The sequence below is a fragment of the Sagittula sp. S175 genome (genome assembly GCF_049800975.1).
Classification (GTDB): domain Bacteria; phylum Pseudomonadota; class Alphaproteobacteria; order Rhodobacterales; family Rhodobacteraceae; genus Sagittula.
In genome coordinates, this window is record NZ_JBNAGB010000001.1 from 460,604 (window position 1) to 484,953 (window position 24,350).

A 24,350-nucleotide genomic window follows, 5' to 3' on the forward strand; every position below is an offset into this window, starting at 1 on the left:
TCCGGTGCAGGTTCTCGCGTCCACCGAAACCCGACTGGTGATCCGCGACGATTTCCGCGGCGCGGCCCTGTTCGCCCTCGGCGCCGCGGTCGTTTTCCTCGGCGGCGCCCTCTACACGAACACGCGCCATGGCTCCGACGGGGCCATGGTCCTGCTGGCCGGAGCGCTGATCGCCCTGATCCTCGCATGGCGAAGCTTCCGGGGCACCGTCACTGTCACCATGGACACCGGTCAGGATCGGATCGCCGTCCGGGACACCTCCCGGCTGCGGCGGGGGCATTGGTCCGCACCGCTCTCACAGCTGTCCCACGTCGCCCTTGACGGCTCCGGCCCCGGTCTGGAGGACCATCGGACCCTCGTCCAACTGCATATACTCGGCACCTCCGGGCTGGACGGCTACACCTTCCTGCACACCTCCACCGGAGCACAGGCTCAAAGGCTCTGCACCGCCCTTCAGGACGGGTTGAACCGCCTGCGCCCGTCCGCTGACATCCCACAAGGGTCCTGACACTCACTCCCGCGCAATCGCCACATCCAGCAGCGCGTGTCGCCCCGCGTCCGCCGCGGCAATCGCCCGTGCCAGCGCGCCCGGCAGGTCCTCGCCGCGCTCCACCCGTTCCGCATACCCCCGGCTCGCCTCGGCCACCCTGGTGAAATCCGGCGACGGGCGCAGCGATGTCAGCGGCACCTCGTTCGCCTTCGCCCCCATTCCCTCCGGGTAGACCCCGGATACGGACGCCCGCACCGCGCCCCATTCCTCGTTGTTCAGCACCAGCGTCACCACGCCCAGCCCCAGCGCCTCCATCACCTGGTGACAGGCGACCGGGTTGGCGAACATGTAGCTGCCGTCGCCCACCGTCGCAAAGACCAGCCGCTCCGGCGCGGCCAGCTTTGCGCCCATGGCGGCGGGCAAGCCCCAGCCCAGACCGCCCGAATGCGGCTCCTGGAAATAGCCCAGAGGGTCCTCGATCCCCAGCGACACCAGCGGGCAGCCCAACTCGTGAAACACGGAAAATGCCCGCCCCCCGGCGGCGCGCTGCACGCACAGCCCGACCCAGTCCTTCGTCATGGGCGCCCGACACCCGGCCTCGGCCCGCGCCAGCGACGCCGCGCGCACAGCCGCCGCCCGCTCGGCCAAACGCGCCGCCCGCGCGGCGATCACCGCCTCCTCGCCGCCCAGCCCGTCCACCGCCGCCATCAGCGCGGTCAACGACGCCGCCGTCTCTCCGGCCAGCACCACATCCGCAGGGAAGCTCCGCATCGGCGAGGTCCGCGCGAACAGCGGGTCCGGCCCCAGCTGGATCACCCTGGCCTCCTCTCCCAAAGGCATCCGATCCGGCCACCACGGTGCCAGCGCATCAATCACCAGGACCACATCCGCCTCGGCCAGCCAGTCCCCCGGCATCCAGTCCACCGCGCAGGGCGAGGACGCCGCCAGCGACACCCGGTTCGCCCAGTATTGCGAGACCGGGAGCCCCCAACGCTCGACAAAGGCCCGAAACGCCTCGAAGGCCGCACCAACCCCACGCTGCGCAATCACCAGCGGCCGCTTTGCCCCCGCAAGCAGCGCCGCCGCCTCGGCCACGGCGGCCTCCGACGCCACCCCCACCGCCGGGGCCATCCGCACCGGCGCGGCCACCGCCGCCTCGGGGCACGGCGCGCACAGAACCTCGCGCGGCAGGCTCAGGTAGACCGGCCCCTTCGGCAGGGACTCCGCCACGGCCATCCCGCGGTCCAGAAGCGCCGGCACCTGTTCCGGGAACCGCAGTTCGTAGTCCCACTTGCACGCCTCCCGCACGAGGGCCGTCTGGTCGTACATCTCCTGTCCCCAGCCGATCGGCACCGTGCGCGCGCCAAACCGCCCGCCCTCCATGACCGGCGTGCGCCCCGACATCACCAGCATCGGCACCTGGTCACAGGCCGCGTTGATGACCCCGGTCGCGCCGTTCGACAGGCCCACGTTGGTGTGCAACATCACCGCCTGCGCGCGGCCCGTCACCTGCCAGACCCCATGCGCCATGCCCACGGCCACATGCTCGTGCGGAATGGTGAGCGCCTGCGGCAAGTCGATCCCCGCCGCCCGCGCCGCGATCAGCCCCTCGATGATGGGCGGAAAATCCGTGCCGGAATTGGCAAAGACCCAATCCACGCCCAGCATCTTCATCCGCGCAAAAAGCGCGCTGCCCGCCGTCATCGCGCCCGTGGTGCCGCCCGTAGTCCCATCCGTGGTCCCGTCCGCTGCCGTACCCGTCATCCCGCCCGTCATGCCCATGAAAAAGCCTCCCCTTTGCGCCCGACCCTAGCCGCAAACCCGCCAGCCGCGCCAGCACCACCGCACCCAAAGCCCCCCTTGACCAGACCCACCGCGCCCCTGCTTCTTCTTGGCAAAAATACCTCTGGGGGTCGGGGGGCAAAGCCCCCCGTCGTGCAAAGCACGACATACCTTAAATCGGGGGCCAAGCCCCCCGTCGCGCAAAGCACGACAATTCATAAATCGGGCGGCAAAGCCCCCCGTCGTGCAAAGCACGACATACCTTAAATCGGGCGGCAAAGCCCCCCCATCGCGCAAAGCGCGACAAACCATAACCAAGGTGCAAAGCCCCGCCGGTCGCGCGAAACCCCTCCTGCACCCAAACGACAAAGGGCGCAGCCATGCCGCGCCCCCGTCATCCCCTGTCAAGCCAGCCGGCCCCGTCAGACCGGCATCGCGGACTTGCCCTCTTCGGTCGCCCGCTTCAGCGCCTCCTGGCCCTGCCAGTTCACCTCGCGGGCGGTCTCCATGGCGTCCTCGGACAGCTCCTCGGTCGTCTCCATCCCCTGCTTCATCATCCGCTGCGAAGCCTCCATGTAGCTGGTAAAGAACTTCTGCATCATCTGCATCGAGGTCAGCATCATCTGCTGCGGCAGGAACATCACGTGGGTCATCGTCTCTCTCCTTTGTGGACGTCGTACCAACCCGACGCTGTCGCCCCATCCCGCGTTCCATCACATTTTGCACCCGCAGCAAGAACCCGCCCATTCGCCCACCAGCCGCCCCCGCCTTGCCAACCCCCGTCGCGCGTGGTCTGTCAGCGCCATGCTGACCGTGCTCACCCATGACATCCTTCCGGTCTTTGCGATGCTGGCGCTCGGGTTCGCGCTGGGGCGGGTGAATTACGTCACCCGGGCCGAGGCGATGGTGCTGAACCGCGTGGCCTTCCTGGTGCTGCAACCGGCGCTGATCCTGCCGCTGATAGCGCGGCTCGACTGGTCGGGCTTCTCGGCCCCGGCGCTGGCGGGCTACGCGGGCGCGCAGGTCGGCCTGTTCATCCTGACGTACATACTGCTCCGCCGCGTGTTCAAACGCGAGCGGCTGGAGGCATGGCTGCTGTCGATGGCGGTGATCTTCGTCAACACGCTACTTTATATCTGGCCCATCGCCCAGCTGATCTATGGCCCCGACGCCGTGCTGCCGGTGACCGGCATCGTGGCGTGGGACTCCGCCGTGTCCTTCACCTTCTTCATCATCACGACGGACCTGATCGCGGGCCGCCCCGAAGGCGCGCCCCCCGCTGCCCGCCGCCTCGCCACCAACCCGGTGCTGATCGCCATCGCGCTGGGGGCCTGCCTGAACATCCTGGGCGCCACCCTGCCCGATCCGGTCTTTACCGCGCTCGACTTCTCGGGCCGCGCTGCCGCCCCGCTGACGCTGTTTGCGCTGGGGATCATCCTCTCGGGCCACTCGCTGCGCCTGTCGCCCACCATCGCCACGGTCACGCTGCTGAAACTCGCGGCCTTTCCGGCGCTGGTCTGGCTGACCATGTCCGCCCTGCAACCGCCCGGAGACTGGGCGCCCCTCGTCACCCTGACCGCCGCCGGGCCGTCGGGCGCCATGGCCTTTGCCCTCGCATTGCTGCACGGGGTCAAGACCGACTCCATCGCCCCGGTGATCGTCTGGACCTCGGCGCTGACGCTGTTTTCGCTGGCGCTTCTGGCCTGATCCGACACCCTATTCCATCGTATAGCCCCACCCCAAAGGGTTGATCCACAATCCGGTCCTTTTCGCCTCATTGCAGCCAAACTTGGCTTTGGTTAATCGGTCATTAACCAAGTTTAAGCCCCGATGTGTTGCTGCGCTGCACATCCCAACGCCCTGATTACACTACAAAAATACCCCCATTTTCCGGAATTGGGAAAATTTTGCCCACAGGCGAGTTTCCGTCTGTCCAGAATTCCTGCTTTTGCCCTATAGTGTCCCCACAGAGGACAGAAAAACCTTGGATGGTCATAACATCCGAGCAACCAAAAAGCAGGCAGGCTTACAAGTGTCCCAAGAAACGGCTCTGATCGTGCGCGCTCTGCGTGCCGAGGATGAACCTGTGTGGCGTGAACTCTGGAAGGCGTATCTCGCCTTCTACGAATCCACTTTGCCCGAACAGGTCTACGCCTCGACATTCGAGCGCCTCCTCGGCGACGACCCGCGTGACTACAACGCGCTGGTCGCCGAACTGGACGGTCGCGTCGTGGGCCTTGCCCACTACCTGTTCCACCGCCACGGTTGGAAAATCGAAGAGGTCTGCTACCTGCAGGACCTCTACGCCGACCCCTCCGTGCGCGGCAAAGGCATCGGGCGTGCCCTGATCGAAGGCGTCTACAAGGCCGCCGACGACCACGGTGCCCCCAGCGTCTACTGGTTGACTCAGGAGTTCAATGACACCGCCCGGCAACTTTACGACCGCATCGGCGTCCTGACCCCGTTCATCAAGTACCAGAGACCGTGATGCGCAGCAAAGCCCGTAAGTTCGTCCTCCCGCTATACCTCCTGCTGGGCGCCTGCATGCCGGTCGCGCCCACCAATGACACCGCCACCCGGGCCGCCTCGCCCGCGTCGATGGGGGCCGATTCCGCGCTCCCCCCGATGAAGAGCTTCTCGGTGCCGCGTCCGCAGGCCCCCGTCAGCTCCAACTCGGACATGGCGCGCGATTTCCTCGACCTGGCGTTCACGCTGGAATCCGGCCGCCCGCTCCCGATCCTCACCCGGTTCGAAGGGCCGATCACCGTCCGTGTCTCCGGCCCCGCGCCGGTCTCGCTGACCCCGGACCTGAACCGCCTGCTGCACCGTTTGCGCAACGAGGCCGGGATCAACATCTCGATGACCGGCAACGCGCAGGCCAACATCAACGTGCAGGCCGTCTCGCGCGCCGACATCCGCAAGGCGCTGCCCTCCGCCGCCTGCTTCGTGGTGCCGAATGTCTCCTCGCTGAAGGAATACATGGCAGCCCGCCGCACCAAGCAGACCTCCTGGTCGCAACTGAAAAAGCGCGAGCGCCTGACCATCTTCCTGCCCGCCGACGCCGCCCCGCAGGAGGTCCGCGACTGCCTGCACGAGGAACTGGCCCAGGCCATCGGCCCGCTCAACGACCTCTATCGCCTGCCGGATTCGGTGTTCAACGACGACAACGTCCACACCGTCCTGACCGGCTTCGACATGATGATCCTGCGCGCCTATTACGACCCCTCGCTGAGCACGGGCATGACCCGCAGCCAGGTGGCCGACCGCCTGCCCTCGATCTTTGCCCGCATCAACCCGCGCGGTCAGGGCGGCACGCCGAAACGGCTGGCCAAGACCCCGCGCATCTGGATCGACGCCGTGCAGACGGCGCTTGGACCGGGCGCGAACCCCGCGCAGCGCCGTCAGGCCGCGACCGAGGCGCTGAAGGTCGCATCCGCCATGGGCTGGTCCGATCACCGCCGCGCCTTCTCGCATTACGCCATGGGCCGCCTGTTGCAGTCGGTCGATCCGGCGGCGGCGCAGGACCATTTCGTCCTCGCACAGCGGTACTTCGGCAATGCCCCGGAAACCGCGCTGCACCGGGCCTATGTCGCCTCGCAGCTGGCCGCCTATGCCATCAGCGCGGGCCGTGCCGATGACGCGCTTTACCTGTTGCAGGCGCATCTCGACACCGCCATGGTCCACGAGAACGCCGCCCTGCTGGCCACCCTCATGATGCTGCGCGCCGAGGCGCTCGACCTCGCCGGTCGCCCGACCGAGGCACGCTCCGTCCGGCTGGACTCTCTGGGCTGGGCACGCTACGGCTTCGGCTCCGACTGGGCCGTCCGCGCCAAGCTGCGCGAGGTCGGCTCGCTGAACCCCGCCAGACGGAGACTGGGCGCTCTATGATCGTGATTTTCGCGGCGCTGTTCGGCGCCATCCTCGGCGGGGTGCGCGCATCCCGCCGCAAGGGCAACAAGCTCGACATCGCACAATACGCGGCGGTGCATGGCATCGCCTTCGGCGTGGTCGGGGTCTTCCTGACCATCTTTGTCGAAAAGATGCTGACCTGACCCACGCGCAATCGTCGCGTGACCAACCCCGGCCCCGCGCCGGGGTTTTGCGTCTCTCGCCCCGTTAACCCGCTGTGACGTAACGTCCATGGAAAAGGGTTAACAACCGGCCGGAAACAGGGGCCAAACCGGCCGGTTCACCAGTAATATAGGGTAAACGCGGCCCGCGATCCGGTTAACGCCTCGGTCCGTCCCGCGCCTCGACCACCACCCATGGTAGGCCGCACGCTGCCTTAACCCTGGCGCGCGCCCGCTTTACGGCTTCTTGTGCCGCCCGTGCCTTGGGCCTAAGACTCGTCCCATGTTCGTCCCGTTCTTCGAAACCCTCCGTTCCTCCGGCGTGCCGGTCTCCCTGCGCGAATACCTGACCTTCCTCGAAGGGATGCAGGCGGGCCTCGCCACCTATGACGTCGAGGCGTTCTACTACCTCGCCCGCTCCGCCATGGTGAAGGACGAGCGCCACCTCGACCGCTTCGATCAGGCATTTTCCAAGGCTTTCAAAGGCTTGGAGGCGATAGGTGTCGAACAGGTGCTACAGGCCGTGGACCTCCCCGAGGACTGGCTGCGCAAGATGGCGGAAAAGCACCTCTCCGAGGAGGAAAAGGCCGAGATCGAAGCCTTAGGGGGCTTCGACAAGCTCATGGAAACGTTGAAGAAACGCCTTGAAGAACAGCAAGGGCGCCATCAGGGCGGGTCCAAGTGGGTCGGCACGGCGGGCACCTCGCCTTTCGGTGCCTATGGCTACAACCCCGAAGGCGTGCGCATCGGTCAGCATGAATCGCGTCACAAACGCGCGGTAAAGGTCTGGGACAAAAGGGAATTCAAGAACCTCGACGATGGCGTCGAACTCGGTACGCGCAACATCAAGGTGGCGCTGAAACGCCTCCGTCGTTGGGTCCGCCAGGGCGCGCACGAGGAACTGGACCTCGACGGCACCATCCGCGCCACGGCGCACAACGGCTACCTCGACGTGCAGACCCGGCCAGAGCGACATAATGCCGTCAAGGTCTTGTTATTCCTCGATATTGGCGGCAGCATGGACCCGCATATCAAGGTGGTGGAGGAACTGTTTTCGGCGGCGCGCGCCGAGTTCAAGCACCTCGAACATTACTACTTTCACAACTGCCTCTACGAGGGCGTCTGGAAGGACAACCGCCGCCGCTGGGACGCGCAGACTGCAACTTGGGATGTGCTGAACACCTACGGCCATGATTACAAATGCATTTTCGTGGGTGATGCGTCGATGTCGCCCTATGAAATCGCCTATCCCGGCGGCGCGAACGAGCATTGGAACGCCGAAGCCGGTCAGGTCTGGCTGGACCGCGCCCGCCAGCAGTGGCCGAACCACCTCTGGATCAACCCGGTCCCCGTAAACCATTGGCAATACACGCAAAGCATTCACATGATACGCGAGATCTTCGAGGATCGCATGGTGCCCATGACGCTCGAGGGCCTGGACCGCGGCATGAAGCTATTGGGCTGACGCAGCGGCAGCGTTGACCGCGCAACCATCTGAAAAGATACGGCTTTTGCGCATTAATTTCCGATTAAACACAAATCAGCCATAGTTTCCTGTTTTTCATGCGATCAGCATGTATCAAAGGACTTCGCCATGGCCCGCTTCTTGACAACCGCCAGCACCCTCGTTCTCGGCATTGCCGCGCTGAAAACCGCACTGGTGGTGCATTTCGCCCTGCCCGGCGCGGACCTGTCTACCACGTTGATATTGTTCGCCTTCTTCACCGCCATGACCGCTGCCGTAGGAGCCTTGGCATGGCGCGCCCTCCGCCGCCTGATGGATGACCAGCGCCGCAAGCGACTCGCCCCGGGCTCCGCCTCGCCCGTGGCCAAGGAGACGGTCATCGCCCGCTACGCCCCCGACTGGGGTCTCAGCCAAGCCGAGGCCGACGTGGCAATCTTTGTCGCCAAGGGGTTTTCGAACAACGAAATCGCCGAGATGCGTGGCTGCGCGTTGGCCACCGTCAAATCGCAACTCACGAAAATCTATCAGAAATCCGGGCTGGAGACGCGCTACCAGCTGATGGCCTTCGTCACCGACGAAGTGGTCGGCATGGCCCGCGAACAAGAGGCCGCGACCCGCGTCCCCGTCCGCAACGTCCTGCCGCTGGTGGGCCGCGCCCGTCGCACGGACAGCGCGCCCCTCGCCGCGACCCGCTGATCACTGCACCAGCCGGATCGCCTCGCAGTTCAGGTCGAGCAGTTCCAGCTCCCCTTCTCCCAGCGCCAGCCCGGCCTCCGTCAGAACCTCATGCAGCGTCGCATCCAGCGGCGCTGCAAGCGTTTCCAGCAACCGCTGCGGCAGCACCGTCAGCACGATCGACAGCAACGAAGCCGCCACGCCGGACACCAGTCCCTCTTGCCCGGGCTTCAGCCGGATCTCCGTATGCGCCGGGTCCAGCAGTCCCGTCACCGCGCTGCCCAGCAGACCGCCCGACCCAAAGCGCCCCAACGTATCCCCGGCCTGCAAGTCACTACGTGTAAACGCGATTTCCTCGACCATCGACTGCCCCACGGTGGCCGCGGACCGCACCTGCACCACCAGGTCCGCCACTCGGATGTCCGGCAGCAGAGGGACGGGAATCGTCAGGTCCAGCGTCAGGAGATCCGCAAACCCCAGCGCCGCAGGGTCGATCGGCCCGCTCCCCGCGACCGCCTCCAACGTGCCAAGGTACAGCGCCGCCACCGACGTTCCGTTCGCGGGATGCAGCGGCGTCGGAGCGGTGATGAAACGCGCCACCTCGGTCGCGGGATCGGGTGCATCGCAGGTGATCTCGTCCAGCGTGGCGGTTGCCCCCGCCAGCTCGACCGTTACGGGCAGGTTCACCTTCGTCACCGTCACACCCGAGGCCAGAGCGCCCAGCAGGGCGGGTGCCACGTCGAGCGAGGCAAAAACGCGGGCCGCAGGGCGGTGCAGTGTCACCCCCTCTTCGCCCAGCATCATCCAGCCGGAAACCGCAGGCTTGTCAGCCAGTTGCACCCGCGCCGACACGTCCGTCAGGCCGGGAATGTCGGCGGCTGTGTCCACCTCGACCCCGTGATCGGACAGGCCCACCGCCGCCATGGCGCGCAACAGGTCCAGCGCCGAAATCTCTGCCCCGGCCAGCGCCTCGGACACCGTCAGGCCCAGCGAAGTATCCGCGCCAGCCACAAGCTCCGCCAAAGGCAACGTCACCGCTGACCCAAGCGCCACGTCCAACCCCGACGCTTCGGGCGCAAGCTCCCGCGCCGCGCGCGCCAAGGCTCCCGCAGTCGTCACCTTGTCGAGGATCGCCGCCGGGTTACGCTCTGCCAGCCCGGTCTGTTGGCCCAGTACCGCCAGCACCTCGCCCAGCGACAGCCGCGTCGCGGCCAGAGCGTCGATCTCGCCCGCGCTCAGCGCCACGGTCACGCCAAGCCCCGCACTCAGCGCGGCGTTCAACTTCGCACCGTCCAGCCGCGCCAGATGCGAGGTCAGCGAAAACCGCGCCGCCCCGGTCCGCGCCGCCATGGCGGAGGTCGTGAGCCGCACCGAGGACCGGTCACTGATGACCTGCGCGAAATGCAGCGGCGTATCGTCCGTCAGGGTCACGCGCACCGCATTGGCACCGGGTATCCCCGGCTCCAGCACCTCGAACCGAGCCTCGGGCAGCAGCGCCGGATTGCGGCGATAGCGCCCCACCTCGACGCTCTGGACGGCTTCCGGCAGGGCATTGGCGCGGGCCACCTCGTCCGCCCTGACCTGCGCCGTCTCCGTGTCCCGCATGGCGGAGACCGCGACGAGGTCGCTGACCGCCTGCACCTGCGCGCGGGCGCGGTACATCGACCCGCCGTCCACCCCAAGTGCGACAAACCCCATGAGCACCGTCAGCGTGAGCGCCACCATGACGGCGACATTGCCGCTTTCGTCCTGCCAAAAATCAATACGCGACATAGGCTTGCCCCCGGATGTCCTCGATCCCCAGCTTCAGAAAGCCATTGGCGATGTCCAAAATCCCACCGTCCAGCGCATAGACCACCTGAACCGTCATGCCCGGCGCGTCCTCCATCGTGACCGTGGGCGTGACCGCCGAGGGCACAAGCAACGGGTAGTGCTGGCCCGCGTTGGACAGGTAGGCCTCGGCCAGATCGCGGCGCTCCTCGGCGTCCAGCCCCGGCACCGAGGCCCGAGCCGCGCTCGCCGCCAGTTGGTGCACCGAATGGCTGAGGCCCATGTAGTAGCCCACCACGATGGTGCCAAAGAGCAGCGTCAGCAGTAGCGGCGCGATCAGCACGAATTCGATCGCCACCGCGCCTTCCTCGCGCATAAGAAACCGTTTCAGACCCATGTCAGCCTCCGGCCAGGATGTTGTCGAGCACGCTCAGCGCCGCCGGGCCGATCAGCACGACGAAAACGGCAGGCATGATGCAGAAGATCAGCGGCAGCGTCATGAGGACCGGCAGGCGGGCGGCTTGCTCTTCGACCTGCATCAGGCGGTTGGCGCGGGCCTCTCCGATCAGGGTGCGCATGGCGCGGGAAAACGGCGTGCCATAGGTGTCGGACTGGTCCAGCGTCTGGGTGAACACGCCGATCTCGGGCAGCGGCACGCGGGCGTTGAGCCGCGCATAAGCCTGCCGCCGGTCGTTGGTCAGGCGCATTTCCGACACCATCTCAAGCACTTCTGCCGCCAGCGCAGGGTTGCTCAGCGCCATCTCGCGTGCCACCCGATGCAGCGCCGGTTGCGGGCCAAGCCCTGCCTCGGACGTGATGACGAGCAGTTCCAGCAGGTCGGGAAAGCCCGCCCGGATGCCCGCCAGCCGCCGCCGCCGCGCCTGGTCGACCCAGATGTCGACCCCCTTGGACAGCGCCAGCGCGGCGGCCAGCACCAGCGCCACGGGCAGGATCATCGCGACGCCCACGGGGTAGACGGCCCAGACCCGCATCAGCCCGGCGACCAGCGCCGCCAGCGGCAGCACCGTCTTGGCAAAGGCATAGACCAGCAGCGCGTCACGCCCGCGATAGCCTGCCGAGGCCAGTTCCGCCGCCGTCTCGCGCGCCTCGCCGCCCAGCATCGCCGCCAGCCGCTCACCCGTCAGCCGGGCCATGCGGCGCAGCGGATGGCGGGGTTCGCCGCGCTCCACGACCTCTGCCACCTCGCGCAGGCCCCGCGCCCGGCCCATCCGGGCCAACCGCCGCTGCCGGGCGCGTTCTGCCTGCACCAGCAGCCCCATGGCCGCCAGCGACAGGCTCAGCCCAAAGCCCAGGGCCAGCGCCCAGCCTATGGTCGCGGCCTCAAACATTCAGCTTCCCCATCCGCATCATCAGGGCGATCCCCGCGCCGATGCTGAGCACCGCGAGCGCGCTCATCGCCTGCCCGCGCGGATCGGTCCACAGTGGCGACAGGTATCCCGCATTCAGGTACAGCAGCAGCCCCGCCACGGCGAAGGGCAAGGACGCGAGGATGCCCGCGCTGGCCCGCGCCTCGGAGGACAGGGCGCGCGCCTTGCGCCGCAGCTTGCGCCGCTCGCGCAGCTGGATGGCGAGGTTCTCCATGGTCTCGATCAGGTTGCCGCCGGTCTCCGCCTGAAGCGCCGTCGCCACCGCGAAAAAGCTCACCTCCGCCGTGGGCATCCGCGCGTTCAGCCGCGCCAGAGTGTCGGCCAGCGTGGTGCCCAGCCGCATCTCGTCGCGGCAGCGGGTGAATTCGCGGGCCACTGGGCCTTCGGCGTTCTCCACCACGATGGCAAGGCTGTCCGCCACGGGCCGCCCCGCGCGCAGACCACGGGCAAAGACGTCCAGCGCCTCGGGCAGACCGTTGGTAAAGGCCATGCGGTAGCGCGCCCGCGCCTGCGCCACCCATGCCGTGACTCCCAGCCCCGGCAGGGCCAGCGCAACCAACGCACCAAGGGCCGGGTGCAGCGGCGTCAGCAACAACAGGGCATACAGGCCAAGCACCGCCAGAGACGCCCCGGCCACCAGCCGCCCCACCGACACCCGTAGACCCGCCTGCGCCAGCTGCCGCTCCCAGCGCAGCAGCCAATGCGCCCGCACGCGGCGACGTTTCGGCAGGGCGGCGACCTCTTCCCGCGCAACCTCCTGCCGCGCCCGCGCCATGCGCGCCAGGTGACGACGACGGTGCCGGTCGGCGAGGATCAGCGCCAGCAGGGCCAGCGCCGCCGTAACCAGGAATCCGAGGACGAACACCAGAACGGTCAGGGACATCACACCCCCCTCAGGATCGCGTCGAGGTCGTCGCCCACGCCGTATTCCGCCGCCCGCTGCGCGAACTTCGGACGGTAGCCGGTGGTGACGAACCGGCCACGCACCTCGGTGCGCGGGCTGTCGGGATCGACCTGGTAGGCGAACAGCTCCTGCAGGGTCACCGCATCCCCGGCGATCCCGGCGATCTCGGAAATCGAGGTCACGCGCCGCTTGCCGTCCCGCATCCGCGAGACCTGCACGATCAGGTGCACCGCATCCGCCAACTGCCGCCGCACGATCCCGGTGGAGGGATCGGAGCCCGCCAGCGCCGCCATGCTTTCGACCCGCGTCAGCGCCTCGCGCGGGGAATTGGCGTGCAGCGTCGACATGGAGCCGTCATGCCCGGTGTTCATCGCCTGCAACAGGTCCAGCACCTCGTCGCCGCGGATCTCGCCGATGACGATGCGGTCCGGGCGCATCCGGAGCGCGTTCTTGACCAAGGTACGGATGGTCACCTCTCCGGTGCCCTCGACGTTCGGCGGGCGGGTTTCAAAACGCACAACGTGGCCTTGCTGAAAGCGCAGTTCGGCGGCGTCCTCGATGGTAACGATGCGCTCGCCCTCGGGGATATATTGCGACATGGCGTTCATCAGTGTGGTCTTGCCAGACCCGGTGCCGCCGGAAATCAGTATGTTCAGCCGCAGGTAAGCGGCGAGGCCAAGGAAGGCCGCCATATGTGCCGTCAGGCTGCCGCCCTGCACCAGCCGGTCCAGCTTCACCGGCTCTCCGGGGAACTTGCGGATGGTGATGGAGGGCCCGTCGATGGCCAGCGGAGGCACGGCAACGTTGACGCGGCTGCCGTCCTTCAGGCGCGCATCCACCAGCGGCTGGCTTTCGTCGATCCTGCGCCCCACCGCGCCGACGATGCGCGCGGCGACCGCCATGACATGCGCGTTGTCGCGGAATCGCACCGGTGCGCGCACCAGCTTGCCACCACGTTCGACCCAGACGTCGCGCGCGCCGTTCACCATGATGTCGGTGACACTCTCGTCCGCCAGCAGCGCCTCCAAAGGCCCCAGCCCCATCATATCGGCCAGCACGATCTCGACCAGCGAGGCCACCTCGCGCCCGTTCACCCGCAGTTTCTGCTCCGTGCCATGGCTCTGGATCGCCTCGCGGATCAGCGCCTCCTGCGCCGGGCGCGGCAGGTCTGCCAACCCGGCAAAATCCAGATCCTCGGACAGCGCCCGGATGATCTCGCGCGAGAGTTGTTGCAGATCGGCACCCGGCTCCGGCGCGGGCTTCGCCGCCACGACCGCAACCGCGCGCCCGGTATCCGTCGCGGCCAACTGGCGCGCGGCTTCGGCCATCACCTGCCTCTGAAAGGCCAGCGGCCAATCCTTCGCGGCGCGTTCCAGCACCAGCGACACCGCCGTATTGGCCCGGTCCTCGTGCGTCATCCCCTCGCCGTCGATGCGGCGCGCGAGGTCCAGCACCTCGTCCAGCGCCGCCCTCAACGAAGGCTGACCGACATGGGCGTTCATCCCAGCAGCCTCCGGCGACGCGCTGCCTCGGCCCCCGTGACCTGCGCCCAAAGCGCCGAGACCGCCCGCGCGTAGGGCGCGCGGGGCTGCATTTCGACCAGGGATCGCCCAGCGCGATGCGCGCGTCCCAGCGCCGCCTCGCTGCGCGGCAAGACAGCGGCCAGAGGCATCTCCAGCCCGTGTTCCATGTCCCGGCGCGACAGGCCCGCGTCGCGACGCAGCTCTGACAGGACGGGCAACAGGCGCAAATCGGGGGCCGCAGCTTGCAGACGCGCACGCAACCGGCTGGCGGCGCTCACCCCGGCATAGCCAGCGGGCACCACCATCACCAGCACGTCCAGCGCCTCGGCGATCTCGGGCCGCGCCAGAACCGTGGCGCGCGGCAGATCCAGCACCACCGCGCCGAACTGCGCCCTGAGCGGCGTCATCAGCCGGGGAAAGGCCGCCTCCAGCGCCGTCACATCCTCGCCCGCCGCGTGGCAGGCATAGAGTGACAGCTGCTCGGACAGGGAAATCATCGTGGCGTCGAGGAAGGTGCCATCCACCCGGTCGGGCGCAGCCAGCGCCTCCACCAGACCCGGTGTTTCCAGAACGTCCAGGTCCAGCGCCTGACTGCCAAAGCGCAGATCGCCATCCACCAGCGCCACGCGCTGTCCGACCCGCGCGCCGTGAAACGCCAGATTCTGCGCGAGAAGGCTTGCGCCGACGCCGCCGTTGCTGCCCAGCACACCAATCACCGGCGCGCGGCTCACGGGCACCGTGTCGTTCACCGCCCCCATGCGCAACGCTGCGATCTCTTCCGCGCTCACCGGGAAGGCGAAATACTCCAGCGCTCCCGCCTGCCGCAGCGCGCGGTAGGTGCCAAGGTCCGAGGCATGGCCCAGAACGATCACCTCCGCCCCGCTGCCACGGATCTCGGCCACGCCCTCGCAGGCGGCCTCGACCGGCAGGTTGCCCATCTCGGCCAGCACGCGCCGCGCCACTGGGCCGTCCCCGCTGACCCGCGCCGCGCCGGACAGGCCGCCGCCGCGCAGGGTGCCGTCGCCCTGCCCCATGCGGTCAAACACCGCGCGGGCCAGTTCGGCCCCCTGATCGGTACAGACATAGGCGGCCCAAGCGGGCGTTTCAGCGCCGGCCACGGGCCGGGTCTTGGGAAGGAGGGACATGGCGGTAGCTCCGGGACAGGACATGAAGGGAGAAGGCTTGCAGGCGGGTCGGCAGCGGGACCGGCGGTCCGGCCAAAGTTTTGAGGCCGGATGTCGGGCCAGATGTCGGGCCAAATTTTGAGCCAGATGTCGGGCCGGGGTTGCCCCCGACCCAAGGTTCAGGCGGATCAGGTGCCTGGATCTGCGCTGCCCGCTGCCGGTGCGGTCACGCCATTGTCGGACATGGCCGTGCTCATCTTCTGGAAGCCAGAGTTCGTCTGCCCACCCAGCGTGGCGACGGTGCCGACGATCACCGCACCCACGAGGGCGGCGAACAGGCCGTATTCGATGGCGGTCGCACCGCTTTCGTTGCCCCAGAAGCGGCGGGCTTTACCAAGGGCTTTTGCAATCAGGATCATGGTTTGGTCTCTCTCTTTTCGGGTTGCACGTGCCGGGGTCTCTCTGTCTCCGACACTTGTCGACACCGGCCTCTCACCACCGGCGAACACCATCGACCCTGCCGCCAAACCCCGCCCCGGCCTATCCGCCATGGGGTGTATGAAACCCTTTACGACCAAGGGATTGAGCCCCGTCATACCAAGGTATGAGGCCATCAGACCCCGCCATGACCACCCCGCGTCGCCACTGTGGCGCCGATGAGGCAGCCTGCCAAAGGTGGCATGCGACGACCGATCATCCCGTCGCCGGTGCAACAAAAAAGGCGGGCACCCGGCCCGCCTTTCCCCAGTCCCGAGTCGCGTTCGACTCAGCGTTTCTTCATCGCCGCCATCAGCGCATCGCCCAGCGCGCCGTTGCCGCCGCCCCCCGAGGCACCACCCTGCGGCGCAGGACCACGCGGCGGACGCCCGCCGCCTTGGGGCCCACGCGGACCACCGCCACGGGGACCACCGCCGCGCGGCCCCTCATTGCGGCCCCCACGTGCATCCCGATCCGCCTTGGCCGAGGCACCGCCGTCCTTCTTCATGGTCAGGCCGATACGCTTGCGCGGCACGTCCACCTCGGTCACCGTGACCTTCACCACGTCGCCCGCCTTGACCACCTCATGCGGGTCCTTGACGAAACGGTCCGCCAGCTGGCTGACATGTACCAACCCGTCCTGATGCACGCCGATGTCGACAAAGGCGCCAAAGGCCGCCACGTTGGTCACCGTCCCCTCCAGCACCATCCCCGGCCGCAAATCCTTGATGTCCTCCACCCCATCCGTGAAGGTCGCGGTCTTGAACGAGGGACGCGGGTCGCGCCCGGGCTTCTCCAGTTCGCCAAGGATATCGCGCACCGTCGGCAGGCCAAACCGGTCGTCCACGAATTGCTCCGCCCGCAGGCCCTTCAGCGCCTCGGGCTGGCCCATGATCTGGCGAATGTCACGCCCGCAGGCCTGCACGATCTTGCGCGCCACGTCATAGGCTTCGGGGTGGACCGAGGACGCATCCAGCGGCTCCTTGCCCTCGCGGATGCGCAGGAAGCCCGCGCATTGCTCGAAAGCCTTCGGCCCAAGGCCCGAGACCTTCAGCAACGCCTTGCGGGAATCAAACGCCCCGTGAATGTCGCGATGCGTCACGATGGACTGCGCGAGGGTCTGCGACAGCCCCGCCACATGCGCGAGCAGCGGCGCCGAGGCCATGTTCAGATCGACACCCACGGCGTTCACCGCATCCTCGACCACGCCTTCCAGCGCCTTGGCCAACTGCCGCTGGTCCACGTCGTGCTGGTACTGGCCGACGCCGATGCTTTCGGGGGTGATCTTCACCAGTTCCGCCAGCGGGTCCTGCAAGCGCCGCGCGATGGACACCGCCCCGCGCAAGCTGACGTCCAGATCGGGAAATTCCTTCGCCGCCAGTTCCGAGGCGCTGTAGACCGACGCCCCGGCCTCGGAAACGACCACCTTCGTCGGCTTCTCGCCCGAACCCGGCATCATCTTCAGCGTCTCGGCCACCATGCGTTCTGTCTCGCGCGAGGCGGTGCCATTGCCGATGGCGATCAGCTGCACGCCGTGCTTCTTGACCATCTCGACGATCTTGGCCTGTGCGCCGCGCAGGTCCATCTTCGGCTGGAAGGGGTACAGCGTCGCGGTTTCCAGCAGCTTGCCCGTAGCATCCACCACCGCCGCCTTCACCCCGGTGCGAATGCCCGGGTCCAGACCCAGCGTCGCCTTCGCCCCCGCAGGCGCGGCGAGCAGCAAGTCCTTCAGGTTGCGGGCAAACACCGCGATGGCCTCCTCATGCGCGCGGCGGCGCAGGTCCGACAGAAGGTCCACGTACATCGACAGCGACAGCTTCACCCGCCAGGTCCAGCCCGCAGCCTCGCGCAGCCAGTTGTCCCCCGGCGCATTACCCGGCACGCCCACCGCCGCCGCGACCATGTCCATGGCACGCTGCTGGCCGGTCTCCGGCTCCGGCGCGATCTCGATGGTCACGACCTCTTCCTTGGCGGCGCGCAGGATCGCCAGCGCACGGTGCGAGGGAATCGTCGCCCAGGCTTCCTCGTGCGCGAAGTAGTCCGAGAACTTAGCCCCCTCGACCTCTTTGCCCGGCACGACCTTCGCCGTGATCCGCGCCTCGCGCATCATGAAGTCACGCAAACCGCCCAAGAGCGCCGCGTTCTCGGTCAGTTCTTCTGCCAGGATGTCCCGCGCGCCGTTCAGCGCATCCTTCGCCGTGGCGACGTTCTCGGACACAAAGGCCTCGGCCAGCGCCGCCGGGTCCTTGCCGCGATACTCCTTGATCTGCACAAGAAGCGGCTCCAGCCCGTTCTCCCGCGCGATCATCGCCTTGGTGCGGCGCTTGGGCTTGTAGGGCAGATACAGGTCTTCCAGCACGGCCTTGGTGTCCGCCTGCGCGATGGAGCGCGCCAGCGCATCGGTCATCTTGCCCTGCGACGTGATCGAATCGACGATCGTCTTGCGCCGCGCCTCCATGTCGCGCAGGTAGACCAGCCGGTCGCCCAGCGTGCGCAGCTGCGTATCGTCCAGCCCCCCGGTCACTTCCTTGCGGTAGCGTGCGATGAAGGGCACCGTTGCGCCGCCGTCCAACAGCTCCACCGCGGCCACGACCTGCTTGGGCGCGGCGGCGATCTCGGTGGCGATGGTGCGGGCGATGCGGTCGGCAACCTGCGTCGCAGAGGGGGCGGCGGTCTGGGTCACGGGTCAGGTCTCCTTGGTCAGGGAAGGCCGTCATAGCCGCCCCTCCGCCCTGCGCCAAGTCCACTTCTCCATGCCTGCGCCGCCATGCGCGCCGCCACGCTCAGACACGCCGGAAAACGCGGAACGTTTCCCCGCTGGCGGCGTTTGGCTGACAGCCAGCGAGGGATACCCCATGCCAGTACAGATGCTTTCCCCGATATCCCCCGCCCTGCCGCGCATCGCGCTTGTCGGTGCCGGGCCAACCTCGGCCTATACGCTCGCTGCGCTGATCGACGCACCCGTGGCGCTCGACATCACGATCTTCGAACAGGGTCGCCAGATGGGGCCGGGGATGCCGTACAATGCGGCCATGAACGACCCGGCCATGCTGTCCAACATCGCCTCGCGCGAACTGCCGCCCCTGATCGACAGCCTGCACGGCTGGCTTTCGGACCTGCCGGTCGACCAGCTTGCGGCGCTGCACCTCGCCGCCGATCCGCAGGACGAGGACGCCTTTCACCCGCGCGTGGTGATCGGTGCATGGTTTACCGCCCAGATGGCCGAACTGATCGCGCAGGGCCGCCGGCGCGGCCACCGGATCGAGGCCCGCCTGCGCCACCGCGTCACCGACGTCTCCCCGCAGCCCGAGGGCATCCGCCTGCACTGGGATTCGCCAGACCGGTCGGACAGCGCCCTTTTCGACGAGGTCGTCCTCGCCACCGGCCACGTCTGGCCCGACCGCTCCGAGGACGGCGCGGACGAGGTGCCGCTGCTCTCTCCCTGGCCCGCCGAAAAGATCGCCCGCCTGCCGCATGACGGCATCGGCGTGCTGGGGTCGTCTCTGTCGGCCATCGACGTGGCGGTGGCCATCGCTTCGGCCCGGGGGATCTTCTCCGACGACCAGACCGTCTACACCGCCGCACCCCGGCCCGGTGCCGACCCGCTGCACATCACGCTGATCTCGCGCAAGGGCCTCCTGCCCGAGGCCGACTACTGGTACGACCTCCCCCTGCCCGACCTGCCCCGCCTCGCCGCGCTGACCAAGGGGGCGAACGTCAATCTGGACGCAGCCTACGCGGCCTTCACGGCGGACCTGGCAGAGGCCGACGCCACCTACGCCGCCACCCTCGGCCTGCCCCTACCACTGACAAACTTCGCCGCCGCCTACTACGCCCCGCGCCTCGGCGCGGACCCTTTCGACCATGCGGCACGGAACCTGACAGAGGCCGAGGCCACACTCGAATCCCGCCGCGCTACACCTTGGCGTTCCGCCCTTCTGCGCGCCCACGAACTGTTCGAGGACATCCTCCCGCGCCTCACCGAGGCCGACCTCGACCGTTTCCACGCCACCCTGCGCCCGGTCTTTGCCGATTGCTATGCCTGCGTGCCCCATACCTCGATCCGCCGTCTTCTGGCGCTGCACCGAGCCGGGCACCTAGACGTGGTCGCCACCGGCGCGGATGCGGCGCTGCGCTCCGAAGGGCAAGAGATCACGCTGGACACCACACCGCCCCGCCGCTTCGACGCGGTGATCGACGCACGCGGGCAGCGGGCCCACGGCCTCGGGACCTTGGGCTTTCCCGCGCTTACCAACAGTCGCCTGAAGGCCCCGCTGCGATTCGAAACCTACATCCTGCCCTTGGCCGAGCAAACGCGCGGCAGGGTCCATTGCCTTGCCCTGCCAGTCCTGCTGCGCCGCCACCCCTTCGTTCAGGGTCTGGTCAACGCGCACGACATGGCGAATGCGACAGCTCAGGCGATCCTCGCCCGACAGGCACCGCCCCTCGCGGCAGAATGAGCGCCCCTACCCCTCGTGACTGAAGAACGGCGCCGAGCGCTCCAGATGCGCTTGCATCGCCGCGCGCGCCTGTTTGGGCGCACCGGACCCGATGGCCTCCACGATGCGCTCGTGCTCTTGCAAGGTGGTCTGCTCATTGCCCGTCCAGCGCAGGAGATGCGTGTGATAGGCGCACAGCCAGTTCAGCATCGCCTCGCTCAACGCCACGTAGATCGGGTTGCCGGAAATCTCGGCGATCTGGCGGTGAAAGTCGATGTCCGCGTAGATGAATCCCTGCGCGTCCCCGGCCTCCAGCCGCGCCCTCTGCGCCACGATCAACTCGCGCAGGGCCGCCACATCCTCCGGCCCCGCACGCTCGGCTGCGGTCTCCACCATGCCGATCTCGAAGCGGATGCGCGCCTCCTTGAGGTGCTCGAGGTATTCGGGCGATTCCGCGATCAGCAGCCGCGCCACCGTGTCCATGCTGCGCACCGCCGTATCGGCGGCAATCGCGTTGACCCGCGCGCGCCCGCCCTGCGCCACCGTAATCAGCCCCGCATCGCTCAGCCGTTGCATGGCCTCGCGCACGGCGGGCCGCCCGACGCCGAATTCCTCCATGACCTCGCGTTCGGACGGCATCTGGTCGCCCGGAGCCAGCAGCCCCGAGGCGATGCGTTCCTGCAACCGCTCCAACACCTGATCCGACAGCTTTTGCCGGACGATACGGGTGTTCTGCGTGCGATCGGCCAGATCCATGGCGGCCCCTCCCCAAAAGGTCTCAGGTGATCCGGCGGATGCTCTCGGCGATTTCCTCGGGTTCGAAGATCTTCAGCCAGTCATCGCGCAGGATCTGCGGATACCCGTTCTCGATAGCCTTGTTGCAGGCATCGGAAAAGACTCCGTCGATCTCGTTCATGGTGACTGCCGCAAGAATGGTCATATGCCCCAGCAGGAAGTCCCGCGCCGCCACCGGGTCGACGCCGCGGCGCACCACCTCGTCCAGACCGTCCTTCATCGCCTTGAGCAGCGTGGCGCACATGGTTTCCGACAGGCCCGGCTCCAGCAGGGCCATCTGCTCGACTGTCACCCGGTGCGACCGCAGGATCGGCGCCCAGATGACCCGAGCGATCTCTTCGCCCGCCGCGTAATGTTCCTCCGGCCCCTGCATCAGGGCGCTGACGATGGATTGCCTTGCGCTGATCCCGCCAAAGTAGTCCTTGCGGTCCTCGCGTTCTTCGTCGCTGAAGATCGGCGGGTGGCAGGGATGCGTGACGAAATACGTTATATCCTCGCGCTTGGGCAGGTGCCCCGCATAGGGCGCCGCCGCATCAAGGATGATGACGATGGTGCCCGGGTCGAGGTCCTGCACCACCCCCTGCGCCACCTTGCCGATCAGCGTGTCCGGCACCGCCAGAACCACCGCCTGCGCGCCGCTCAGCGCCTCGGCCAGCGGCACGCAGTCCGCGCCCACCGCTTCGCGCAGCCGCGCCTGACCGGCCTCGCTGACCTCCACATGGGCCACCTCGTGATCCGATTTCGCGAGGTTCAGCGACAGCCGCACCCCCATCTTGCCGCCAGCACCGATCAGCGCGATTTTCATGCCGTCACTCCGAATGGGAATTGATTTCCTCTCACGTATCACCTTATCAACTTGTATGACAAGATGATAAGTCAGAGGCCCCATGTCCCGCATCACCGCCGACTACACGCTCGAAAGCCCGGTCCCGCTGGCCAAGGCCGCCGAGGTCATCGCCGGAGAGCAGTCCTCCGGCACCTTCCTGCGCCTTCCCGGTGAAACCGACGACCTGCGCGCCCGCTCCGGTGCGATGGTCGAAAGCGTCACGGTCGAAGAGGTGCGCGGCACGCCGTCCCTGCCCTGCCGCCTGTCCTCCACCCGGTACGAACGCGGCACCATCCGCATTTCGTGGCCGCTCGCCAACCTCGGCCCCTCGCTGCCGAACCTGCTGGCGACCATCGCTGGCAACCTGTTCGAGCTGGCCGAGGTTTCGGCCCTGCGCCTCACCGGCCTCTCGCTCCCGCCGGAATTCGCGCGGGCCAACCCCGGCCCCGCCTTCGGCACCACCGGCACGCGTGCCCTGACCAACGTTCCCCAAGGCCCGCTGATTGGCACCATCATCAAACCCTCCGTAGGTCTCACGCCCGAGGCCACCGCCGCGCTGGTGAGCGACCTGATCGAGGGCGGCATCGACTTCATCAAGGATGACGAGCTTCAGGCCGATGGCCCCGCATGCCCGCTGGCCGACCGGGTCCGCGCCGTGATGCAGGTGGTCAACGCCTACGCCGACCGAACCGGCAAGAAACCCATGGTGGCCTTCAACATCACCGGCGATCTGGACCAGATGCGGCGCGGCCACGATCTGGTGCGCGATGCGGCGGGCGGCACCTGTGTCATGGTGTCGATGCATTGCGTGGGCCTTGCCGGGATGGTGGCGCTGCGCCGCCATTCCGACCTGCCGATCCACGCGCACCGCGCGGGCTGGGGGCTGTATCAACGCTCGCCCGACATGGGCATCGACTACACCGTCTGGCAGCAGGTCTGGCGGCTGGCGGGGGCCGATCACCTGCACGTCAACGGATTGGCCAACAAGTTCTCGGAACCCGACGCCTCGGTCGCCGCCTCGGCCCGCGCCGTGCTGACGCCCTTGTGGGACGATGCCCCCATGCAGGCCATGCCGGTGTTTTCCTCCGGCCAGACGCCGCTTCAGATCCCCGGCACCCTCGCCGCCGCCGGGTCCGAGGACGTGCTGATCTGCGCAGGAGGCGGCATCATCGGCCACCCCATGGGCGTTGCAGGTGGCGTCACCGCCATGCGTCAGGCCGCCGAGGCCACCCGCGCAGGTCGCTCCCTGCCCGACCACGCCCGCGACCACCCGGAACTGGCCGCCGCCCTCGCCGCCTTTGGTAAGCGACTGAGATGACCCTCGACCTCAGCTTCTACGGCGACGATTTCACCGGCTCCACCGACGTGATGGAGGCGCTGTCTTCCAACGGTCTGCCCACCGTCCTCTTCACCCGCTTGCCGACCGAGGCGCAGCGCGCCGCCTTCCCCGACGCTCGCGCCGTGGGCCTCGCAGGCACCAGCCGCAGCCAGTCGCCCGACTGGATGGGCGCGAACCTCCCCGCGATCTACGCATGGCTGCGCGGGCTGGGCGCGCGGCATTGCCACTACAAGACCTGTTCGACATTCGATTCCGCGCCCCACATCGGCAACATCGGCCGCGCCACGGAACTGGGCCTTGCCGCCTTCGACCAGACGCACGCCCATATCGTCGTCGGCGCGCCGCAACTGCGCCGCTACACGATGTTCGGCACGCTCTTTGCCAGCTACCAGACCGACACCTACCGCATCGACCGTCACCCGGTCATGTCGCGCCACCCCGCCACCCCCATGGCCGAGGCCGACGTCTGCCGCCACCTCGCCGCGCAGACCGCGCTGCAAACCGGCACGCTGAACCCCGACACTCTGCTCGCTGCGACACCCCTCGACGCCCTGCACGCCCGCCGCGCGGCCGGGGACGTGCTGACCCTGATCGACGTCTGGGACGCGGCCTCGCAAACCCGCGCCGGGCATCTGGTCGAGGACGCCCTGTCCGACACCGGCCCCTTCATCGTCGGGTCCTCCGGCGTGGAATACGCCCTGATCCAGGCATGGCGCGCCACGGGCCGCCTACCCACGCCGCCCGCGCCGGAACCGCTGGGTCCGGAACACGCCATCGCCGTCGTCTCCGGCAGTTGCTCGCCCACCACCGGGCGGCAGATCGAGACCGCGCTGGCCCATGGCTTCACCGGCATCGCGTTGGATTACACGGCGCTTGCCAGCGGTCAGGGCGCCGAAAGCCTGCTGTCCGACGCCTTCGAACAGGCCTCCACCGCCCTGCGCGCGGGCACCAGCCCGCTGGTCTATACCGCCAAGGGCCACAGCACCGCCACGCTCTCCGACGCCGCCAACGACCGAGTCGGCCGCGCGCTGGGCAAGCTGTTGAATGACCTCATGGCCACCCATCCCCTGCGCCGCGTTGTCGTGGCCGGTGGCGACACCTCCAGCCATGCGCTGTCGGAACTCGACACCTACGCCCTGACGCTCCGCCGCCCGCTGCCCGAGACCCCCGGCTCCCCGGTCTGCCGCGCCCACCGCGACCGGACCGCGCCCTTCGAGATCGCGCTGAAAGGCGGTCAGGTCGGATCGGACAGCTACTTCGTCACGCTCCGCGACGGGCTGTAG

Annotated in this window: 22 protein-coding genes; 10 read left to right on the top strand and 12 right to left on the bottom strand. The window is 68.0% G+C overall.

Going from position 1 to position 24,350, the window contains the following annotated elements; all coding sequences use genetic code 11:
- Window positions 1–4 precede the first annotated feature (4 nt).
- Entirely contained in the window at window positions 5–508 is a 504-nt protein-coding gene (locus ACP16H_RS02225; protein ID WP_425070600.1) for a hypothetical protein, read from the top strand.
- A gap of 3 nt (window positions 509–511) precedes the next feature.
- Here ACP16H_RS02225 and ACP16H_RS02230 read toward each other — a convergent pair whose 3' ends face one another.
- Entirely contained in the window at window positions 512–2,272 is a 1,761-nt protein-coding gene (locus ACP16H_RS02230) for a thiamine pyrophosphate-requiring protein (RefSeq protein ID WP_425070601.1), read from the bottom strand.
- A gap of 422 nt (window positions 2,273–2,694) precedes the next feature.
- Window positions 2,695–2,925, bottom strand: a complete 231-nt coding sequence (locus ACP16H_RS02235) for a hypothetical protein (RefSeq protein ID WP_425070602.1) — start codon at window positions 2,923–2,925, stop codon at window positions 2,695–2,697.
- Between the two features lie 151 nt (window positions 2,926–3,076).
- On the opposite strand from ACP16H_RS02235, the gene ACP16H_RS02240 reads away from it, so the two are divergent.
- From ACP16H_RS02240 to ACP16H_RS02265, 6 genes are all read left to right on the top strand, one after another.
- Complete coding sequence (locus ACP16H_RS02240) at window positions 3,077–3,979, top strand: AEC family transporter (protein ID WP_425070603.1); 903 nt, start codon at window positions 3,077–3,079, stop codon at window positions 3,977–3,979.
- Between the two features lie 325 nt (window positions 3,980–4,304).
- Window positions 4,305–4,760, top strand: coding sequence for an N-acetyltransferase family protein (locus ACP16H_RS02245; protein WP_425070604.1), 456 nt, complete (start codon window positions 4,305–4,307; stop codon window positions 4,758–4,760).
- Window positions 4,760–6,160: a DUF2927 domain-containing protein gene (locus ACP16H_RS02250; RefSeq protein WP_425070605.1), complete on the top strand. Its 1,401-nt coding sequence runs from the start codon at window positions 4,760–4,762 to the stop codon at window positions 6,158–6,160. The genes ACP16H_RS02245 and ACP16H_RS02250 overlap by 1 nt, the downstream gene beginning before the upstream one ends.
- Window positions 6,157–6,324, top strand: coding sequence for an apolipoprotein acyltransferase (locus ACP16H_RS02255; RefSeq protein ID WP_425070606.1), 168 nt, complete (start codon window positions 6,157–6,159; stop codon window positions 6,322–6,324). The genes ACP16H_RS02250 and ACP16H_RS02255 overlap by 4 nt, the downstream gene beginning before the upstream one ends.
- A gap of 301 nt (window positions 6,325–6,625) precedes the next feature.
- Window positions 6,626–7,807, top strand: a complete 1,182-nt coding sequence (locus ACP16H_RS02260; protein ID WP_425070607.1) for a vWA domain-containing protein — start codon at window positions 6,626–6,628, stop codon at window positions 7,805–7,807.
- Window positions 7,808–7,936: 129 nt separating this feature from the next.
- Window positions 7,937–8,503 carry a helix-turn-helix transcriptional regulator gene (locus tag ACP16H_RS02265; protein WP_425070608.1) on the top strand — a complete coding sequence of 189 codons (567 nt, stop codon included), beginning with the start codon at window positions 7,937–7,939 and terminating at the stop codon, window positions 8,501–8,503.
- Here ACP16H_RS02265 and ACP16H_RS02270 read toward each other — a convergent pair whose 3' ends face one another.
- The 8 genes from ACP16H_RS02270 to ACP16H_RS02305 all read right to left on the bottom strand — a co-directional run bounded on the left by ACP16H_RS02270 (window position 8,504) and on the right by ACP16H_RS02305 (window position 18,351).
- Entirely contained in the window at window positions 8,504–10,255 is a 1,752-nt protein-coding gene (locus tag ACP16H_RS02270; protein WP_425070609.1) for a pilus assembly protein TadG-related protein, read from the bottom strand.
- The gene (locus ACP16H_RS02275; RefSeq protein WP_425070610.1) at window positions 10,242–10,649 is read right to left on the bottom strand and encodes a TadE/TadG family type IV pilus assembly protein; all 408 of its coding nucleotides are present in this window, start codon (window positions 10,647–10,649) and stop codon (window positions 10,242–10,244) included. The genes ACP16H_RS02270 and ACP16H_RS02275 overlap by 14 nt, the downstream gene beginning before the upstream one ends.
- Window position 10,650: 1 nt before the next feature.
- Window positions 10,651–11,601: a type II secretion system F family protein gene (locus ACP16H_RS02280; protein WP_425070611.1), complete on the bottom strand. Its 951-nt coding sequence runs from the start codon at window positions 11,599–11,601 to the stop codon at window positions 10,651–10,653.
- Entirely contained in the window at window positions 11,594–12,523 is a 930-nt protein-coding gene (locus ACP16H_RS02285; RefSeq protein ID WP_425070612.1) for a type II secretion system F family protein, read from the bottom strand. Before ACP16H_RS02285 ends, ACP16H_RS02280 begins: the two co-directional genes overlap by 8 nt.
- Window positions 12,523–14,046 carry a CpaF family protein gene (locus tag ACP16H_RS02290; RefSeq protein WP_425070613.1) on the bottom strand — a complete coding sequence of 508 codons (1,524 nt, stop codon included), beginning with the start codon at window positions 14,044–14,046 and terminating at the stop codon, window positions 12,523–12,525. Before ACP16H_RS02290 ends, ACP16H_RS02285 begins: the two co-directional genes overlap by 1 nt.
- On the bottom strand, window positions 14,043–15,212 hold the full coding sequence (locus ACP16H_RS02295; RefSeq protein ID WP_425070614.1) for an AAA family ATPase: 1,170 nt from the start codon (window positions 15,210–15,212) through the stop codon (window positions 14,043–14,045). Before ACP16H_RS02295 ends, ACP16H_RS02290 begins: the two co-directional genes overlap by 4 nt.
- A gap of 167 nt (window positions 15,213–15,379) precedes the next feature.
- A complete protein-coding gene (locus tag ACP16H_RS02300; protein ID WP_425070615.1) occupies window positions 15,380–15,610 on the bottom strand; it encodes a Flp family type IVb pilin in 231 nt (76 codons plus the stop codon).
- A 347-nt stretch (window positions 15,611–15,957) separates the two neighbouring features.
- Window positions 15,958–18,351 carry a Tex family protein gene (locus tag ACP16H_RS02305; protein WP_425070616.1) on the bottom strand — a complete coding sequence of 798 codons (2,394 nt, stop codon included), beginning with the start codon at window positions 18,349–18,351 and terminating at the stop codon, window positions 15,958–15,960.
- A 172-nt stretch (window positions 18,352–18,523) separates the two neighbouring features.
- On the opposite strand from ACP16H_RS02305, the gene ACP16H_RS02310 reads away from it, so the two are divergent.
- Window positions 18,524–20,128 carry an FAD/NAD(P)-binding protein gene (locus ACP16H_RS02310; protein ID WP_425070617.1) on the top strand — a complete coding sequence of 535 codons (1,605 nt, stop codon included), beginning with the start codon at window positions 18,524–18,526 and terminating at the stop codon, window positions 20,126–20,128.
- Between the two features lie 6 nt (window positions 20,129–20,134).
- On the opposite strand, the gene nanR is transcribed toward ACP16H_RS02310, so the two are convergent.
- Both nanR and ACP16H_RS02320 read right to left on the bottom strand, forming a co-directional pair.
- Window positions 20,135–20,863 (bottom strand): transcriptional regulator NanR, encoded by a 729-nt coding sequence (nanR, locus tag ACP16H_RS02315; RefSeq protein WP_425070618.1) that lies wholly within the window; start codon window positions 20,861–20,863, stop codon window positions 20,135–20,137.
- 22 nt (window positions 20,864–20,885) lie between these two features.
- Entirely contained in the window at window positions 20,886–21,800 is a 915-nt protein-coding gene (locus ACP16H_RS02320) for a phosphogluconate dehydrogenase C-terminal domain-containing protein (RefSeq protein WP_425070619.1), read from the bottom strand.
- Here ACP16H_RS02320 and ACP16H_RS02325 point away from each other — a divergent pair.
- Both ACP16H_RS02325 and ACP16H_RS02330 read left to right on the top strand, forming a co-directional pair.
- The gene (locus tag ACP16H_RS02325) at window positions 21,790–23,046 is read left to right on the top strand and encodes a ribulose-bisphosphate carboxylase large subunit family protein (RefSeq protein WP_425070620.1); all 1,257 of its coding nucleotides are present in this window, start codon (window positions 21,790–21,792) and stop codon (window positions 23,044–23,046) included. The two genes, ACP16H_RS02320 and ACP16H_RS02325, sit on opposite strands and share 11 nt — an antisense overlap.
- Window positions 23,043–24,350 carry a four-carbon acid sugar kinase family protein gene (locus ACP16H_RS02330; RefSeq protein ID WP_425070621.1) on the top strand — a complete coding sequence of 436 codons (1,308 nt, stop codon included), beginning with the start codon at window positions 23,043–23,045 and terminating at the stop codon, window positions 24,348–24,350. Before ACP16H_RS02325 ends, ACP16H_RS02330 begins: the two co-directional genes overlap by 4 nt.